The organism is Bartonella grahamii subsp. shimonis (genome assembly GCF_036327415.1).
Classification (GTDB): Bacteria; Pseudomonadota; Alphaproteobacteria; order Rhizobiales; family Rhizobiaceae; genus Bartonella; species Bartonella shimonis.
This window is the reverse complement of record NZ_CP123961.1, coordinates 847,111-864,820: the sequence shown is the minus strand read 5'-3', so window position 1 is coordinate 864,820 and position 17,710 is coordinate 847,111. Positions and strand designations below refer to the sequence as shown.

Here is a 17,710-nt window from a genome sequence, read left to right as displayed (position 1 = left end):
AAATTATTATTATAAATCAATATATTGCATAATATTGCATTATAAAAATAGAAATAAAAACTTCTTTTTCAAATAAAGTTTCTCGTAAGAACACCTTTCTTGTGCCAATAATATCAAATGATAACAAATTTAGCATAGTACTTTAAAAGCACCCAATGTAACAAAATTTGCATATTGGATACTCTTCTTATGATGCTCTCCATAATCCCCCAAAGACCTTTCTTTCATCAGAACCGCTATAGAAGAGAAAACAAAAAATATACCACTGCATTATTTAACCAAAGAATTTTTCTGCAATCAGAAAAGAGAATAAAAAACATTTGTTTTCGTATAAAGATTTGTTTAATTTCTTTACATTCCAGATCATCTAGAAATGTTAAAAACATCTCCCCTTTGGTATCAGCTTGCTTACCTCATCAGCAGTCAAAAGATCGCTTTTGCTTTTATTACTCTCCACTCAATTTTTTAATATTATTATAAAATAAATACATGGCCACATCTTCTTTGAAAAATAAAACAAGCATTCGCTATTTAAATAATAACTGTTAAACATTTTAAAAATCGCACATTAAAATGTGCTTTTTTATTTCCCTGCATTGAGTAAAATTTCACGTTTTCCCACATGATTAGCGGCTCCAACAATGCCTTTTTCTTCCATCCGCTCAACAAGAGAAGCTGCTTTATTATAGCCGATTGAAAGTCGGCGCTGAATATAAGATGTTGAACATTTTTTATCACGCATAACAATCTTCACAGCTTGATTATAAAGCTCCTCCCCCTCTTCATCAAAATTTTCCCCCTCAGAAACTTCAACTGTCGAATCAGTAGAAGAATCCTCTTTGTTATCGTCTTCATTATCCGTGACGGTTGCTAAATAATCAGGTTTTCCTTGCAGTTTAAGATGTGCAACAATGGATTCAACTTCTTCATCAGAGACAAAAGGTCCATGAACACGCACAATACGTCCCCCACCTGCCATATGAAGCATATCTCCTTGACCTAGAAGCGTTTCAGCACCTTGTTCACCTAAGATCGTACGACTGTCAATTTTTGATGTCACTTGAAAAGAAATGCGGGTAGGAAAGTTTGCTTTAATTGTCCCTGTAATAACATCAACAGAAGGGCGCTGCGTTGCCATAATAAGATGAATACCAGCCGCACGCGCCATTTGTGCTAAGCGCTGAATGGCATTCTCTATTTCTTTCCCTGCCACCATCATGAGATCAGCCATCTCATCAACAATCACAACAATATAAGGAAGCTGCGTAAGATCCATGGCTTCTTCATGATAAAGCATTTCTCCTGTTTCCTTATCAAACCCCGACTGTACAGTACACATGATCATTTCACCTTTTTGAGCCGCAAGTGCAACGCGTGCATTAAAACCATCAATATTACGTACACCTAACTTAGCCATTTTGCGATAACGCTCTTCCATTTCACGAACCGCCCATTTTAAAGCTGTTACTGCTTTTTTAGGATCTGTTACAACAGGTGTTAAAAGATGTGGAATGCCATCGTAAACAGAGAGCTCTAGCATTTTAGGATCAACCATGATCAAACGACACTGTTTTGGTGTCATACGATAAAGAATCGACAAAATCATTGTATTGATTGCTACAGACTTGCCTGATCCTGTTGTTCCTGCGACCAATAAATGAGGCATTTTTGCTAATTCTGCAATGACCGGTTCACCATTAATCCCTTTCCCCAAAGCAAGAGCAAGTTTAAATTCACTTTCACGAAAAGAACGTGTTTGAATTAATTCCCGTAAATAAACGGTTTCACGAACCGCATTGGGTAACTCAATCCCAATAACATTCCGTCCAGGAATGACAGCAACGCGTGTAGAAATAGCAGACATAGAACGTGCAATATCATCAGAAAGATTAATAACGCGCGATGACTTTACACCCGCAGCAGGCTCAAATTCATACATTGTAACCACTGGCCCTGGATGTACATGGATAACTTCACCCTTAATGCCAAAATCTTCCAAAACACTTTCTAAAAGTCCAGCACCACGTTCCAATGTTTCCTGAGGAATCATCGTACCTTCATGAAAAACAGGTTCCTGTAATAAATTGATCGGAGGAAACTCATAAACATCATAGTCAATAGATTGAATATTTTGCATAAAAGAAGAATCATAAGTGCTTAATGGCACGCGGGTAGATTGCAATGTTTTCGTTTTACCGTTTGCTTGCATCACAGACAAATCTTTTGAAGATGGTGTGACATTCTTTGTTATGCAATCAATAGTATTATTGGCGATAAGATCACTGGTATTTTTCGTCTCTGTACTAGACTCAAAATCGCTTAGTGCCTCAGTATCGTTTAACGCCTCTGTATCACTTAACGTATGAGCGGAATCTTCAACAGAAAGCTTAGAGGGGCACTCTTTAGTAATATCATTATTCGTATGCATTAAATCAGAAATTTGCTCAACGCCTCGCATCCGCTCCGCTGGAGATTCTGATGTAATTGAATCATAGAGTTGTGGAAAGCGGTATTCAAGAACACGGTAAAGAGCAGTTATTGACTCATCAAAGGCAGAAGAAATATTGGATGTAATTTTATTTGTCGTGTCAATCGATGTTTCGTCCTCTTTTGAAGTTTGGGTATCCATATGTTCAAATATCAAAGATATGCATTCAAAAAATGCATCATCGGAAAGATGCAAAGCAGGATTCATTTTTTGTAGCACATTTTCCACTTGTAATTTATGCTCTTGTTCATCCTCCTCAAGTAGGATATCTGCTGACGGCATACGAGTAGCTTGTCGTGACAACTGCTTCAAAACTGTTGAATGACAAACCGACGTTTTATTTTCTATTGATTGAGGATTAATGACTTTTTTTGTTGATGGAACGTTTGTTGTTTTCTTGTTGCAACGTGCAATATCTGTATCTGTAATTTTTTTTTGATCTTGCTTCGTAAAAATTTTAAACTGTTTTGCAAAAACTGGATCTGTTTCTATACGACGACGCAAAATTTCAACTTCTGGGGTTCGCGTGAAACGAACATTTTTTCCAAGGGTAAATGCCTTTTTCCATACTTCCGGATAAGGAAATATCTCAGTAATCTTAATAGATAAATCTTCTCTTGATGCATCTTTTGTACTATCATCAGAAAAAGAAGACGTAGAAATAGATTTTGTTTTCGAATTATGCATGGCACCCAACAAATTTATAGCAATGAGAAAAATAACCTTTTCAAAAAGAATTCGTAGAAACTATCATACGAAGGTTAATAACCTTTTGCTGATGGTTACTTTTTAATGAAAAAAAATAATGCCATAATGCATATTCATAACCTCCCTTCTGCATATTTACGATATAAATTGTCTGGTTTATGGTGTTATAGAGCTCGTATTTCATTTGTTTTGAAGAAAACTTCATGATAAAAAAGCTTCAGGAGAATTGTCTATACCTCTCTTTCTCTCCCATTTTACAAAAGCAATTAGTCCTAATAATACAAATGGGTATATAAGCGTTGCTCTATTGGATTCTCGATGCTCAATTATCATAATACGATCTAATTTCTCGCATTTTTATAAGATTACCCTTGTTATCCTCGTTTAAAACAGCTTAGACTAAGATGATCATAATTACATAAACACAAACAGAAAAAAGGGAGTGAATTATGTTTAATAAACGGAAATTTTATATTAATGGTCTATGGGATGATCCAAGCACTCCTCACGATTTTGACGTCATTAATCCATCAACAGAAGAGGCTTGTGCTGTCATTAGCCTTGGAAGTACAAAAGATGCCGATAAAGCAATTAACGCGGCTAAAGAGGCATTTCAAAAATGGAAAACAACGTCACCAAGTGAGCGTCTTGGGTTCGTTGAAAAAATTCTAAATATCTATGAAAAACGTTCTAAAGACATGGCAAAAACCATTTCAATGGAAATGGGAGCACCGATTGATATGGCGCTTAATGCCCAAACTGCAACTGGCAGTTCCCATATTCGCAATTTTATCGAAGCTTATAAAGAGTTTTCATTCCAAGAAACTTTAATAAAGGGAAATGAGCAAGCAATTCTTCACTACGACCCTATCGGCGTGGTAGGATTAATTACGCCATGGAATTGGCCTATGAATCAAGTAACTCTTAAAGTTATCCCTGCTCTCTTGGCTGGCTGTACCATGGTGTTAAAGCCCTCTGAAATTGCGCCTCTTTCTGCTATGCTTTTTGCTGAATTTTTAGATGAAGCTGCTCTTCCTGCCGGTGTTTTTAATTTAATCAATGGCGATGGTGCAACTGTCGGTTCTTACCTATCAGCACACCCAGATCTAGAAATGATTAGCTTTACTGGTTCAACTAGAGCAGGAAAAGATATTTCTAAAAATGCTAGCGCTACTTTAAAAAGAGTCTGTCTGGAACTTGGGGGAAAAGGAGCGAATATTATCTTTGCTGATGCCGACTCAGATGCTATTCAACGTGGGGCACGACATTGCTTTTATAATAGTGGACAAAGTTGTAATGCACCGACTCGTATGCTTGTGGAACAGAGCATCTATGACAAAGCCGTAAAAATAGCCAAAGATATTGCAGAAACAACAAAAGTAGGACCAAACTGCCAAGAAGGAAATCATATTGGGCCCGTCGTTTCAAAAAAACAATATGATAAAATTCAAGATCTTATCCAATCGGGAATTGATGAAGGCGCAACTCTTGTTGCAGGTGGAACTGGTTTACCAAGAGGAATTGAACGCGGTTATTATGTCCGTCCAACAGTCTTTGCTGATGTAAAACCTCATATGCGTATTTTCAAAGAAGAAATCTTTGGTCCAGTTCTCTCGATTCTTGCTTTTAATACAGAAGAAGAAGCTGTCGCTTTAACGAATGACACTGAGTATGGTCTTACAAACTATATTCAATCACAAGATCGCAACAAATGTCGTCGTATTGCGGCACAAGTACGCTCGGGTATGGTAGAAGTTAACGGACATGGATTACCCAGTGGAAGCTATTTTGGAGGTGTAAAATTTTCTGGACGAGCCCGTGAAGGGGGACATTGGGGAATTAAAGAATTTCTCGATAGTAAAGCAATTTCGTACTGGTAAAATCTTATTAAAAACCTAATGGAATCGTATGGTAATACAAAAAATAACGGATGAAGGTGCTCTTGGGCAACGTCTTGATCAGTGGCTAGCAAAACAATATCATAATGTGTTCTCACGTTCACGTTTGCAAACCCTCATCCGTGAAGGCTATCTTAAAATTGATGGTCAATTCATAAAGGAACCAAACACAAAATTAAGACCTAAGCAAATAATTGAATTGGCAATGCCTAACCTTCGTGATGCAGAACCTAGTGCTGAAGCTATTGCATTGGACATCCTTTTTGAAGATGATCATATCATTGTTATTAACAAACCAGCGGGTCTTGTTGTTCACCCTGGAAATGGCAACTGGACCGGTACGTTGGTGAATGCCCTTATTTATCACTGCGGTAATAGTTTATCTGGTATAGGTGGTGTTAAACGCCCTGGCATTGTCCATCGTCTCGATAAAAATACAAGTGGTGTTATGATTGTTGCAAAAAATGATCTGGCTCATAAAAGGCTCAGTGCTCAATTTTCTGATCATGGACGTACCTGTGCATTAGACAGACGCTATCATGCCCTGATTTGGGGGACACCTCACCGCAATGTTTGGACAATTGATGCATCACTTGGCCGTTCACCCCATAACCGAACAAAGCAAGCTGTTATCCATAACCAAAGCCCTTATGCCCGTCATGCTGTTACACATTTTTCTTTGCTAGAAAAATATGGCTCTCATGCAGACTCAACATCTTTTGCTAGCCTTCTGGAATGTCGCTTGGAAACTGGGCGCACCCATCAAATCCGTGTTCATATGGCTCATATTGGGCATCCACTCATAGGCGATACAGTTTATGGAAACGCTTTTAAAACAAAGTCAAATACACTCAATCCCACTATTAAAAATGCAATCGATCATTTCAATCGACAGGCACTCCATGCCGCAAGTCTCACTTTTGAACACCCTTCTACTGGTAAAGTTATGTCGTTTTCCGTATCACTACCTCAAGATATGGCTAAACTTATTAAGCATTTTAAAAAAATGAATTGAAACTTTTCTCCTTCTCAAGATTTCACAATAAAATATCTTTTTTTGAACAAAATTGAAAAATATGCTAAAGTGAATGTACACGGATATTATTATCTGAAACATAGAATTTGCCTTATCAGGGAATTCAGACAAAAGGAGGGTGCTATTATGGCCCATATGAATTTGTTATCAGTAACCACAGGCGATGGTGGATTAAACCGTTATTTGGAAGAAGTACGTCGTTTTCCAATGCTTGATCCAAAAGAAGAGTATATGTTAGCTCAACGTTACCGTGAGCATAATGATTTAAAAGCGGCGCATAGGCTAGTAACCAGTCATTTGCGTCTCGTAGCTAAAATTGCAATGGGGTATCGCGGCTATGGACTTCCCATTGGGGAAGTCATTTCAGAAGGCAATGTTGGACTTATGCAGGCTGTTAAGCGTTTTGAGCCAGAGCGTGGTTTTCGTCTTGCAACCTACGCAATATGGTGGATTAAAGCGTCAATCCAAGAGTATGTATTGCGGTCTTGGAGTTTGGTGAAGATGGGGACAACAGCTAATCAGAAGCGCTTGTTTTTTAACCTTCGTAAATTAAAAAGTAAACTTCAAGCACTTGATAGCGGTGATCTCAATACAGAACAAGTAAAAGAAATTGCAATCCAGTTGAATGTCTCAGAGGATGAAGTTGTATCAATGAATCGCCGACTTGGTGGCGACACTTCACTCAACGCACCCCTTCGTACAAAAGAAGGAGAAAACAGCGAGTTACAAGATTGGTTGGTGGATGAATCTAACGATCAAGAACAAGTTTTAATTGAAAAAAGTGAATTGGAGAATCGTCGTTCCATGCTTATAAATGCTATGGACAATCTCAATGAACGCGAAAAACGTATATTCAAAGCGCGTCGTTTAAACGATACACCATTAACTTTAGAAGAACTCTCTGGTGAATTTAACATTAGTCGAGAACGAGTAAGACAAATTGAAATGCGTGCATTTGAAAAAGTGCAAAATTCTATTAGAGATTCTGCTTTATCTCAAAGTCAAGTATAAGACTCTAGAATTTAGGTATGAAGCCAATTATTTGCGCATTTTTAAAGTAGAAATGAGAAAAGCATATATTGGCTTTTTCCTTGTAAATTAGCCTGTAGAATCCGTTGAGTTATGATGTATGGTTTTGTTGAGCATGTTTGATATAACTAATAAAAACCGATATCGAAAAATAACCTTTTATTTTATTTGCATCTATGTTTTATTTTTCTGACCAAGAACTGTTAACTTATCTTGTTGTGCAAGCCATTGTCCAATAACTTTATTGAAAATAGACTCACCCGTTGGTCCTTTTGCAAAGGTTAATTCATTTGTACGTCCGTTTTTATCCGTTAACACCAAACGCATCCAATCTAATTCTCGCATCAATTGTAAATTTCGGTCAAGAAATGGATGATTACCACTCAATGCAACAAGAAAAAAATCATCGTTAATTTTTGTAGAAATAGTTCTTATTAAAGTCTGCCCAATAGATTGTTCACTGGCTTTAAAGGTTAATGCTTGAACACTGCTTATAGCTTTACCTGAGAATTTATCAGAAAGAATAAAAATAAGGTCCATAATATATGCAGCAGGAAATGACCGATCGGTATTGCGACGTAAAATTAACCGTAATGATAACCCTTCATCGGGAATTGTTATATCACCTTGTATGGCTGTTTCTTCTGGCCCCCCCTTCACATAAGACTCCTTTATAAGCGTCCAGCGAACACTTCCAGTTGCTATCTTTTCTGCATCATAATTTGTACGTGCTTGATAAAAAACAGCTTCACCTAATTTATCAAGCGATTGCAAATTGCTGGAAACAACTGTTGAGACTCCTTCTTCATTCGAAGAATCTGTCGCTTGTTTTAAAGCAACATCAATTTCACTCCCATCCTCTAATAAACGTTGTGTTAACTTTCTCTTAACCGAAAGTACCTTTGGTACTTCGTGAGAAACTTGAAGATTTTCTCCTAACACCTGATGATCACTTGATACAAATACACGACCACCAATAAAAAAAATACCAATAGTTAAAACAGCAAAACTAACAACAGAAACAGCACTTATCACAATACGCCTTTGCACTAATGATTTATCAGCACGACGTAAAGCCTGAGAAAAAATATGCGAAACAATATGCGGATTATCTTCTTGCGACGAAGAAACCTTTAACGCACAGCTATTAATATGCTGAGAAAACACATCAGCCTCTATATTAACAGGCTCTGCATCTGGTACATCTGATACCCAAGACTCATCAAATAACTTGCTATCCTTTGGACGTGTAACAAAATCCTGCTTTCTTTTTATGTCTACTACTGAGGAATCATTATTCTTTGGTAATATAGTTTTTTTTGTATATTTCTTATCTTCATTTACATTTGTGGGATTCCACCCAATAACTGAAGAAAGCAACTTCTTTTCAACTGCTAAATATTCTTCTTCAACAGTTGCAATAGCAGCATGAAGAATCTTTCTTTGTTCATCTGCTATTGCTTGTGGTATTTTTGCTGTTACAAATTGATATTCTAGTGTTTCAGTAGCCCGTTTATAAATCCGCTTACGCAGTTGTGGTGTAACATTATTTTGTGCATTAATTGCCTTTTTTAAGATTTCAACGAAATCTACCATTTCCTCTATAATCTCTCTTAAACTAAGCAAAGAAATCCTAGCACTCAGGCCAAAACAGCTTTATTTTAGGTTCATAAATTTATTGTCATTTATATTGGTACAACTATCGTCATAGTGTAAAATGAATATGAAAAATAAACAATGTTATTTTACACCTTTCTTTCACGCGCTCTTAAAAACTCTTTTTGTTAAAAGATATAGACATGAACAAAAGATCTATATGGAAACCTAAAAATAATAATCAATTTGCAAAGGGATCTGTAATAAGAATAGTATCTTCGCGTTCCGGACTCGTAGATAATAAAGCCACTTTTGTGTTAATCAGTCCTTCAATATAGCGTATATATTTAACAGCCTGCATTGGTAAATCTTCCCACCTCAATACATGGGCTGTTTTTTCCTTCCAACCCTCTAATGTTTCATAAATAGGCTTCACACGGGCTTGGGCTCCCATAGAAGAAGGTAAATAATCAATTCTTCTACCATCAAGCTCATAACCAATACAAACTTTTATTTCATCCAAACCATCCAAAACATCAAGTTTTGTCAATGCTATACCTTGAACACCGCAAACTACTACCATCTGACGGACTAAGACAGAATCAAACCAACCACATCGACGCTTTCGACCCGTTACAACACCAAATTCATGCCCACGTATTCCCAGAAATTCACCAATATCATTTATCTGCTCTGTCGGAAACGGCCCTTCTCCAACACGTGTGGTATAAGCTTTTGCAATACCCAAAACATAATGAATTGCGCCAGGTCCCATCCCTGACCCTGTACATGCCTGCCCAGCAACTGTATTGGATGATGTCACATAAGGATAAGTTCCAAAATCATTATCGAGTAAAGCACCTTGCGCCCCTTCAAAAAGAATGTGTTTTCCCCTCCGATAACCTTCATCTAAAAGACGCCACGTACAATCCATAAAGGGCAAAATTTTATCCGCGACTTGCATTAATTCATCATAAAGTGCTTGAGAATCAATCTCTGCAACACCCATCCCACGACGCAAAGCATTATGATGTCTCAAAAGCCGCTCAATCTTAGCCATAAGCGTATCTTTTTCTGCTAAATCCATCACTCGGATAGCACGGCGCCCCACCTTATCTTCATAAGCCGGCCCGATACCACGCTTTGTTGTTCCAATCTTTAAATCCGATAAACCACTTTCTCGAATCGCATCAAGATCACGATGCAAAGAAAGAATCAAGGGAGCATTTTCAGCAATCCGTAAAATTTCTGGTGTAATTTTTACACCCTGATCACATAATTTTTTTAATTCTGCAACAAAATGATGAGGATCAACAACAACACCATTGCCAATAATTGATAGCTTTCCACGTACTAAACCAGACGGTAGAAGTGATAATTTATAACTAACTCCATCAATAACCAATGTATGGCCAGCATTATGCCCCCCCTGATATCTCACCACGATATCTGCGCGCTCAGACAACCAATCTACAATTTTACCTTTGCCTTCATCACCCCATTGTGTACCGACAACAACTACATTGGCCATAACTTTCTCCGTCGTGTTTGGTCAAAAAAACCAGCATTCAAAAACAAATACTTCTTTATAACGAAACCTTAGAGCAAGTGCGACTCCTCATTTCAGATTTTTCTCAATTTTCAAATTTATGATAATAAAGACAAGTAAATACCAAAATATTTTAAATCTGTCATTTTTGCTACAATAAAGTAAAAAAATTAGAGATTTTAATTTGTGCGGACCCAACACCTGACAGAGCATTCATTCCCTGTCTTAATCTTTTACAATTCATGTAATATTTAGAAGATGTTTGTCTGATACAAGAATACGAAAGATCATCATAATCTCTCGTATCCTTTTTTGTTTAAAAACGCGTTGTGAAAATTGCCAGTAATTTAAAGCTGTGCTTTTTCAACTTGGAACGCCCATTCAAGCCATTGTGTTAAAATTTCAAGATCGGAAGCCTCAATTGTTATACCTGCCCAAATTCGAAGTCCAGGAGGAGCATCGCGATACGAACCGATATCATAAGCAACCCCTTCCTCATCAAGACGTTTTACAACCGCTTTTATAAAAGATACTCGCTTTTCCGTATCCAAAGCAGTAATCACTGGATCCACAATATCTAAACAAATAGCGGTGTTAGAACGCACTTCAGGATCTTTTGCCAAATATTCTAACCATGGTGTTTTGCGAACAAAAGCATCAAGTACAGAAAAGTTTTTCTCAACCCGTGCTCTTAATGCCGCTGCACCTCCTAGAGACTTTGCCCACTTCAACCCATCAAGAAAATCTTCAACACAAAGCATAGAAGGTGTATTGATTATCTTTCCTTTAAAAATATCTTCGTTCAACTTTCCATTTTTTGTCATACAGAAAAGTTGAGGCATAGGCCAAGCTGGAACATGATTCTCAAGCCTCTCAACAGCACGAGGACTTAAAATCACCATACCATGTGTTGCTTCACCTCCCAAAACTTTTTGCCACGAAAAAGTAACAACATCTAATTTTGAAAAATCAAGATATTGTGCAAAAGCTGCAGATGTTGCATCACAAATGGTCAATCCTGCCCGCTTATCCGGGATAAAATCCGCATTAGGAATACGCACACCAGAAGTTGTCCCATTCCATGTAAAAACAACATCACGATCAAAATCAAGTTGTGTTAAATCTGGTATTTCACCATAAGGGGCTTCAAAACGGCGCACATCAGAAAGCTTTAATTGCTCAACAACATCTTTATTCCACCCAAATCCAAAACTTTCCCACGCCGCCATATCAATGCCCCGCTCACCTAATAAAGACCATAGAGAAGCCTCAACAGCACCGGTATCTGAACCTGGCATAATGCCTATGCGATGATCGGAAGGAACTTCAAGAATCTCACGAGTTAAATTAACAACTTCAGCAAGTTTTAATTCTGCTTCTCTAGATCTATGTGAACGCCCAACTAATGCATTTTTAAGAACATCAAGAGTCCAACCAGGTCGTTTGCTACAAGGACCTGAAGAAAAATTAGTATTATTGGGACGACTGCTTGGTTTTTGTGATATTATCATTATTTCTCCCCTTTTAGATGTTTTTGCTTCCTTTATAAAGAAAAACAAATTATTATAAAGACTAATCAAGCGTCTTTTTAGAAAAAAGTCAAAAATATGTTCTATTATTTCGTAAACTTAAAATTCACAGAAACTTTATAAAAAAATCTTTCTTAATTATACCTCTCAATTGATTCTTTTAATTTTTTTTCGTTTTATCACCACGATAAGATAGCATTCTAATAACAATACACTAACGTGTCCAATATACCTATCAAATTTATTTTATGATAAAGATTCATTGATAACTCTCTAGAATAGGGAGATAAACTTATTAAAAAATCAATTATTTTTCTTTTGATGACTGGACAGAGAAAATTTTAATGTTATAACCGCAAGCGCTTTATATTTTTTATAAAGCATGCCCAGATAGCTCAGTTGGTAGAGCAGCGGACTGAAAATCCGCGTGTCCGTGGTTCGAATCCGCGTCTGGGCACCACTTTTTGTGTTTAATATATTGAAATATATACCATTTTCAGACCACCTTTTAGACCACCTTCTACAGTTTATATAATTCTACCTAATTTGTTCTTATTTGCTCCTTATTTTTCTTTGGAGTGAAGGCTAAGATCTCTTTTTTTCTCCACCTTACGGCTCTCCCTAGCTTATATGGCTCCGGAAATAACCCCTTGAAGCACCCAATTGCGAATCGTGGTTGTCGATACACTAAAAAGCTGTGCACACTCACGTGTCGTTACATATCTATCTCCATATCATCAAATATCATCTCATTACCTTTCTCTTTTTTATGTTAATTAAATGGGTGGGGGGCTGGAAGGCATGTGAAGCACTCCAACTTTTAAAAATATGCAAGTTTATTTTTTAGATGTGTTCAATTTCATATTTCCAATCAGGCAATTGAGTAAGAGCTAATGCGAGTTGTCCTCTATGGCACATGCATACATTGGCTTCAAAACAGGTGATTGCAACGCGCTTTTTGTTTAAAAATATTTGATATAATTTGTTTATTGCACAAGAATTATTCTTGAGAGTTGTATCTTGATAATCTTCAAAAAGGCGGTCATAATCTTTTTGTGTTTTCAAATTTCTTCGTTTTTCAGAAGCAATTCCAAGTTCAGGCATATGCATATATTCAATATCAATATTGCTTACAGCTTTCTCTAATTGTCTTTTTGAAAATCCGTGTTTTCTACTTATTGGATTTTTACGAACATCACATAAAGTTTTGATATTGTTTTCTATGAGACTCTTAAGATAATTCTCAAGGGACTTCCCTTCATAGCCAATGGTAAAAAAACAAAATTCCTCATCTTTAGCAGGCTGTATGATAATATGTTTGATGTTACACACGTTTAATTTCCTTAGTAAATGGGTGGGGGTGCTTAGGAAAGAGGAGAAGGAGAGAGCACCCCCATAGGTTTAAGCGGCTTTTCTCAAAATCTTTTGCATCTCTTATTCTATTTCCCCTAAAAAGATTTCGACCGCTTTATTGATCTCTTCAATGTGTTTCTCATCACGATTGATGCGTTTGATTTTCATTCTCAAACCAGTAGATTTGCCTACAAAGTTTGGATTATAGCTAATGAAATGACACCATTTGCGTCCTGTACATGCCCATTTGGAATTGCATCTGCGCGAGATATTCAGGCTTGATTTCGTCATACATAAAAAAACGAAGATGGGTTGTTGATTGTGGACATTTGACTTCGATTAAACCGTCCTCTCCAATGAACCCATCAGGACTTGCACCAGCCATTGCCATTTTGGGGTGTGGGATAAACCCGCATCTTGTGACTTCTGTGTCATAAATGAATTCATATTCTCTCAAAGCATTCTCTTCATGTTCAATGCCCCATTGCATAGCAGGTGTTGTATAAGATTGGCTTATTTCCCCTGTTAAACGTTCTGTCATGAGTTTCATTTTGTAATCTTCATATTTGCTTGTAGGCAAACCTTTTGCTGTCTTACTGAGTACGTTGTAAACATTAGATGCCGTGACTTTTCCTAGCCGCGCTTGAAACCATTCTGCTGTTCGTTGCTCCATCTCACACCCGCCGTTTGTTGTTCTTTATTTATTTGCGAGCGTTGCTTTTTTTCAAAGAAAACAAAGCGGTTTAGGCTTGTTTATAAGACATATCTGTGAATTTTTTTACTCCTATGAAAGAGAGAAGTTTGCTTTCTTCAGACTGTGTCTGTTCCATTAATTCTCTGATCTCATTCATTATTAAGCGATTAAGAAGCATGCCTAAGAGATATCTACGTGCGTAGGTGAGAGTAGAACCAACCGATTGTATGTTGTTTTTGCTCCCTGTAGCGTCAAAAGGAAATGTTCCTTCTGTTGAGATTTTATTCCCAGACGGATGTGTCAAAGTCATTTCTATAATTATATTGTCTGAACTCTGTTCTTTGATACGAGAAAACAAAGCAAAACGGTGTTTTGCAAGAGGCTTCTTTACAGCATCAATGTACTGGTCAAGGGGTGCATATTGGCTGTTTGTATGGGTGTTTGTAGAGTTTTTTTGTATTTTTTGATATTCTATTTGCATATTCGAAAGATCAGTGGCAAATCTTTCGTAGTTTTGTCGTTCTATTTCTTTTTCTCGTAAGGCAATGAGACGCTCGAGACGGTCCATATCGATATCATTTTCTAAGGCTCTGTTTAAAATGCGTTCCATAGCAGTTTGTTCGACGGCTAAGTGATGTGTTTTTTCAACTTCTGTTAGGTTAGTGTTTTGTTCACTCATCTTGATTTCCTCCATTGGAGCGCAATTCACCCGTGGCGTGAATCACGCTGGTGTTAAAAGGCTGGTTGGTTGTTAAATTTTTATGTCTTGAGGAATTCTCGTGTTTCCGCGAATATTAGCTAATCCACGAATTTTGGCATTTCTAAAAATCTTGACTGCGTCATAAATGCGAGCACTATCATAAACTTTTTCATCTCCAAAAATCTCAACATTTCCATAATTAACATCATTTCCATACGTGAAATTGGAGCATGATATAATGACATCACCATAAACTTTAGCATTGTTATAAATGAGAGCAGGACCACAAATTATTGCGTTCCCATATACACGAGCATTGTCGTAAATGTTGGCACTATTCTTTATTCGTGCATTCTCAAAAACTGCTGCGTCACCATAAATGAGTACGTCATTGTAAACTTCTGCATCACCGTAAACACGAGATTTGTCGCGAACAACAGCATCACCAAAAACATGTGCACTACCAGAAACTTCGGCATTACCAAAAACAACAGCACGACTGTAAACTTGTGCATCAGAATAAACTGAAGCATTTCCACTAATACAGGCGCCATCAAATATCTTGGCATTATGAAAAATGGTAGCGCTTTCAAGCACCTTGGCATCATCATACACCCAGCAATTGCCATCATGACCTAAGTTATATTCCTTTTCAATAAAGCCACCAAGATCTCCTTTTTTGACGTCTCCAAAACTTCTTAATGCTTTAATTCGGTGAAAGGTTTTGCCATCAACCTCTGTTGTTTCATCAGTCAATTCGTATTTTTTTCCATGGTTTATTGCCTCTACCTTAAGATAGCATCACTTCCATAAAATGCTGTTTTGCCAGCTACTATGGCATTACCACCAACTTTTGCGTTATTATAAACTTTGGCATCATCATAAACCTTAGCATTTTCATAAACTTTGGCATTTTCATAAACCCATGCCTCAGCACCAACCCAGCAATTGTCATCATGGCTAAGATTTCTTTCACTCTCTACCCAGCCACCAAGATCACCTTTTTTAACATCTCCAAAGTCTTTTAATGCACGGATACGGTAAAGCGTTATTCTATCAACTTTAATTGTTTCATCAGTAAGTTCATATTTTTTTTCCATTATTGCGTCCCTCAATTAATGCATGCTTTGTCCTTTAAGCTCTTGAGACAGCACACCAATGCCTTTTACTGTGATTTTTGCTGAAGGAATGACTTTTTCTGTTCCATTTGCGGTTTGAAGTGTGATGGTTGGACAATCCATGAGTTGCTTTTGGATTTTGTCTTGATAAGGAAGCAAATTTTCACCTGCTGCACGCCGGTAAACCCAACCTTTTTTCTGTAAGAAGAGAATGAACTGTTTTGGTTGCATCTCGAGTATTTTAGCGGCTTCTGTAAGACCAAAGAGTCCATTATGACGCTGTAAGCTTTCAAGAGCAGCTGCTTGTGGTTTAAGGGTACTCACTTCACTTTTTAAAGTCTCTAATTGTGTGACGCTTTCTAAAAGCAGTTTTTTACAAAGAGAGGGTCTTCTAACGCGTTTGCAAAGTCTAAAGGTTTCTTTGCACGCCGTTCACATTCAATAAAATATTGACGGGCTTGTTTACCTTTTTCATTACGCTCCACCATGGAAAGTTCTTTTGCCATTTCCAAAGTGAGATGGTAATTAATTGCGATAACAGCTCTAGATTTTGCGCTCGCCAAATTTGGTGACCGCAAATCTTGTGTTTTTATAAAATCTTGTCCTTCTATAAAATTGTATCTGGTAATACGGTCCTTAATCCAATTGGAAAAGTCACGTTTTGCCTCTAAGAATGCATGCAGATCACGTGCATTTACTGTCTGAACAATTTCCTTATCAATGGCTTGTTTTTTAATCTCTATGAGAGTATTCATGATGAACTCCTAAAGTTTTGCATCATCACTGTCTTAATTAACAAAAACACAAGGTTTGATATAATATTCTGCCATAGTTTCTATGACGTTCTGCTTGAGCAATTTTCCTTGCTGCGTGAATTTTGAAATAATGATTATCGGTTTTATCTGTTTCTATTTCAGATTTTGGACAAATCTTCTGTCTGTTCCATTCTTGTTTTGTAAAAACAACGGTATAATAAAACTCTTCAATATCAACACTCCGTTTTGCCATTGATCATCAACAATTTGTTAAAGCCTTTACATTAGTAGAAGAAAGCAAACAGTATAAAACACTCATTGAAGAAGCAAAACAGGTTTTAACAAAATCTGTCGTAAAAGCTGCTTAGATTTAAGTAAGAACATCCCCTTCCCCATCTTCAAAGGTGGGGAAGACGTTTCAAGCCGCGTTTTTGATTGTAATAACGACTTGCTTACCAAGAACACTTAGTGCTTGCTCTAGTGTTTGAAGCTTAGTTGGATAATTTGGATCAAGAATGCGTCTTGCTTCTGTTTCTTTTTTACCCAAACGATTAGCCAATTCTGTTTTTGTGATATTCGCTTCATTAAAAGCTTCTACCACTGCAAGTTTAAGAGCATTCCACGCATCTACCGTAACCTCTACAAGGTCTTTATACTGTTGTGGCATTGGTAAAGGCAGACCACGTATAGGATAGCTCCGTAATGCCAACCCTAAAGCTTCAACAGCATTCTCTAATGCCTCAGTTCTATTTTCTCCAGCTGTTATTGCTTCTGGTACATCTGGAAAGGTTACAATAAAACCACCATCTGGATCAGATTCCAGTTTTGCTTGATAAGTATATTCCATGTTTAGGTTTCCTCGCCATGATCAAAATGTTTTTGAAACGAAAAATTAAAGCCGTTGCAGAGAGTAACTCATACCCCCAACTGCTTTTTTATTATTTTCATGTAGAGTGGGGTCAATTCACCAGATTTTATAACGGTTGTCTTGTCTCCAAAAGTTACTAAATAATGTGACCCTTTGCCTGCATCAGGAGCTTCACTGTAATGAATGCCTCTTTTTCTAGCTTCTTTACACAATTCCCTAAGCAGTGCTTCTCTTTTCATTTAGCCTCCCCCTTCTTCAATAAAATGAATATCGCACAAAAAGGTTCGATATTCAACAATAAATCGAACAAAAAAGTTTGATACAGACTCTTAATGAAAGGATATTTATTGAAAAGTTAAGAGCAGAAATAAGAAAGCCGTGCCATTTGT

The 17,710-nt window shown here is 37.1% G+C and carries 12 protein-coding genes, 1 tRNA gene and 5 pseudogenes; 4 read left to right on the top strand and 14 right to left on the bottom strand.

Annotation, left to right across the window (positions count from 1 at the left end; all coding sequences use genetic code 11):
- Window positions 1–583 precede the first annotated feature (583 nt).
- On the bottom strand, window positions 584–3,175 hold the full coding sequence (locus QHG57_RS03870) for a DNA translocase FtsK (protein ID WP_330169510.1): 2,592 nt from the start codon (window positions 3,173–3,175) through the stop codon (window positions 584–586).
- A 470-nt stretch (window positions 3,176–3,645) separates the two neighbouring features.
- On the opposite strand from QHG57_RS03870, the gene QHG57_RS03865 reads away from it, so the two are divergent.
- The 3 genes from QHG57_RS03865 to rpoH all read left to right on the top strand — a co-directional run bounded on the left by QHG57_RS03865 (window position 3,646) and on the right by rpoH (window position 7,141).
- Window positions 3,646–5,076, top strand: a complete 1,431-nt coding sequence (locus tag QHG57_RS03865; protein WP_330168732.1) for an aldehyde dehydrogenase family protein — start codon at window positions 3,646–3,648, stop codon at window positions 5,074–5,076.
- Window positions 5,077–5,104: 28 nt separating this feature from the next.
- The gene (locus QHG57_RS03860) at window positions 5,105–6,109 is read left to right on the top strand and encodes an RluA family pseudouridine synthase (RefSeq protein ID WP_330168731.1); all 1,005 of its coding nucleotides are present in this window, start codon (window positions 5,105–5,107) and stop codon (window positions 6,107–6,109) included.
- Between the two features lie 147 nt (window positions 6,110–6,256).
- Window positions 6,257–7,141 carry an RNA polymerase sigma factor RpoH gene (gene rpoH / locus QHG57_RS03855; RefSeq protein ID WP_330168730.1) on the top strand — a complete coding sequence of 295 codons (885 nt, stop codon included), beginning with the start codon at window positions 6,257–6,259 and terminating at the stop codon, window positions 7,139–7,141.
- A 192-nt stretch (window positions 7,142–7,333) separates the two neighbouring features.
- Here the strand turns inward: rpoH and QHG57_RS03850 are convergent, their stop codons facing one another.
- The 3 genes from QHG57_RS03850 to QHG57_RS03840 form a co-directional block, all read right to left on the bottom strand.
- Window positions 7,334–8,755, bottom strand: a complete 1,422-nt coding sequence (locus QHG57_RS03850) for a hypothetical protein (RefSeq protein WP_330168729.1) — start codon at window positions 8,753–8,755, stop codon at window positions 7,334–7,336.
- Window positions 8,756–8,996: 241 nt separating this feature from the next.
- Window positions 8,997–10,286 carry an adenylosuccinate synthase gene (locus tag QHG57_RS03845; protein ID WP_330168728.1) on the bottom strand — a complete coding sequence of 430 codons (1,290 nt, stop codon included), beginning with the start codon at window positions 10,284–10,286 and terminating at the stop codon, window positions 8,997–8,999.
- Between the two features lie 365 nt (window positions 10,287–10,651).
- Complete coding sequence (locus tag QHG57_RS03840) at window positions 10,652–11,815, bottom strand: phosphoserine transaminase (protein WP_330168727.1); 1,164 nt, start codon at window positions 11,813–11,815, stop codon at window positions 10,652–10,654.
- 402 nt (window positions 11,816–12,217) lie between these two features.
- On the opposite strand from QHG57_RS03840, the gene QHG57_RS03835 reads away from it, so the two are divergent.
- A tRNA-Phe gene (locus QHG57_RS03835) sits at window positions 12,218–12,293 on the top strand.
- Between the two features lie 81 nt (window positions 12,294–12,374).
- On the opposite strand, the pseudogene QHG57_RS03830 reads toward QHG57_RS03835, so the two are convergent.
- The 10 genes and pseudogenes from QHG57_RS03830 to QHG57_RS03780 all read right to left on the bottom strand — a co-directional run bounded on the left by QHG57_RS03830 (window position 12,375) and on the right by QHG57_RS03780 (window position 17,560).
- A pseudogene (locus tag QHG57_RS03830) lies at window positions 12,375–12,581 on the bottom strand (helix-turn-helix transcriptional regulator).
- 95 nt (window positions 12,582–12,676) lie between these two features.
- A complete protein-coding gene (locus QHG57_RS03825; RefSeq protein ID WP_330168881.1) occupies window positions 12,677–13,165 on the bottom strand; it encodes a DUF488 domain-containing protein in 489 nt (162 codons plus the stop codon).
- Window positions 13,166–13,267: 102 nt separating this feature from the next.
- Window positions 13,268–13,859 (bottom strand): annotated as a pseudogene (locus tag QHG57_RS03820) (lambda exonuclease family protein).
- Window positions 13,820–14,559 (bottom strand): annotated as a pseudogene (locus tag QHG57_RS03815) (ERF family protein). Before QHG57_RS03815 ends, QHG57_RS03820 begins: the two co-directional pseudogenes overlap by 40 nt.
- Before the next feature lie 72 nt (window positions 14,560–14,631).
- Complete coding sequence (locus QHG57_RS03810) at window positions 14,632–15,336, bottom strand: LbetaH domain-containing protein (RefSeq protein ID WP_330169508.1); 705 nt, start codon at window positions 15,334–15,336, stop codon at window positions 14,632–14,634.
- 29 nt (window positions 15,337–15,365) lie between these two features.
- Entirely contained in the window at window positions 15,366–15,680 is a 315-nt protein-coding gene (locus QHG57_RS03805; protein ID WP_330169507.1) for a hypothetical protein, read from the bottom strand.
- A gap of 15 nt (window positions 15,681–15,695) precedes the next feature.
- Window positions 15,696–16,453: pseudogene (locus QHG57_RS03800) on the bottom strand (antA/AntB antirepressor family protein).
- 37 nt (window positions 16,454–16,490) lie between these two features.
- Window positions 16,491–16,661 (bottom strand): annotated as a pseudogene (locus QHG57_RS03795) (antA/AntB antirepressor family protein); the annotation flags it as partial.
- 210 nt (window positions 16,662–16,871) lie between these two features.
- Window positions 16,872–17,300 (bottom strand): type II toxin-antitoxin system HicB family antitoxin, encoded by a 429-nt coding sequence (locus QHG57_RS03785; protein WP_330169506.1) that lies wholly within the window; start codon window positions 17,298–17,300, stop codon window positions 16,872–16,874.
- A 68-nt stretch (window positions 17,301–17,368) separates the two neighbouring features.
- On the bottom strand, window positions 17,369–17,560 hold the full coding sequence (locus QHG57_RS03780) for a hypothetical protein (RefSeq protein ID WP_330169505.1): 192 nt from the start codon (window positions 17,558–17,560) through the stop codon (window positions 17,369–17,371).
- Between the last annotated feature and the right edge of the window lie 150 nt (window positions 17,561–17,710).

What these genes read in the sequence shown, in the direction of transcription:
- QHG57_RS03845 (WP_330168728.1), bottom strand. Translation starts at nt 10,286, where the DNA reads ATGGCCAATGTAGTTGTTGTCGGTACACAATGGGGTGATGAAGGCAAA.
- QHG57_RS03870 (WP_330169510.1), bottom strand. Translation starts at nt 3,175, where the DNA reads ATGCATAATTCGAAAACAAAATCTATTTCTACGTCTTCTTTTTCTGAT.
- QHG57_RS03785 (WP_330169506.1), bottom strand. Translation starts at nt 17,300, where the DNA reads ATGGAATATACTTATCAAGCAAAACTGGAATCTGATCCAGATGGTGGT.
- QHG57_RS03850 (WP_330168729.1), bottom strand. Translation starts at nt 8,755, where the DNA reads ATGGTAGATTTCGTTGAAATCTTAAAAAAGGCAATTAATGCACAAAAT.
- rpoH (WP_330168730.1), top strand. Translation starts at nt 6,257, where the DNA reads ATGGCCCATATGAATTTGTTATCAGTAACCACAGGCGATGGTGGATTA.
- QHG57_RS03840 (WP_330168727.1), bottom strand. Translation starts at nt 11,815, where the DNA reads ATGATAATATCACAAAAACCAAGCAGTCGTCCCAATAATACTAATTTT.
- QHG57_RS03865 (WP_330168732.1), top strand. Translation starts at nt 3,646, where the DNA reads ATGTTTAATAAACGGAAATTTTATATTAATGGTCTATGGGATGATCCA.
- QHG57_RS03805 (WP_330169507.1), bottom strand. Translation starts at nt 15,680, where the DNA reads ATGGAAAAAAAATATGAACTTACTGATGAAACAATTAAAGTTGATAGA.
- QHG57_RS03780 (WP_330169505.1), bottom strand. Translation starts at nt 17,560, where the DNA reads ATGAAAAGAGAAGCACTGCTTAGGGAATTGTGTAAAGAAGCTAGAAAA.
- QHG57_RS03860 (WP_330168731.1), top strand. Translation starts at nt 5,105, where the DNA reads ATGGTAATACAAAAAATAACGGATGAAGGTGCTCTTGGGCAACGTCTT.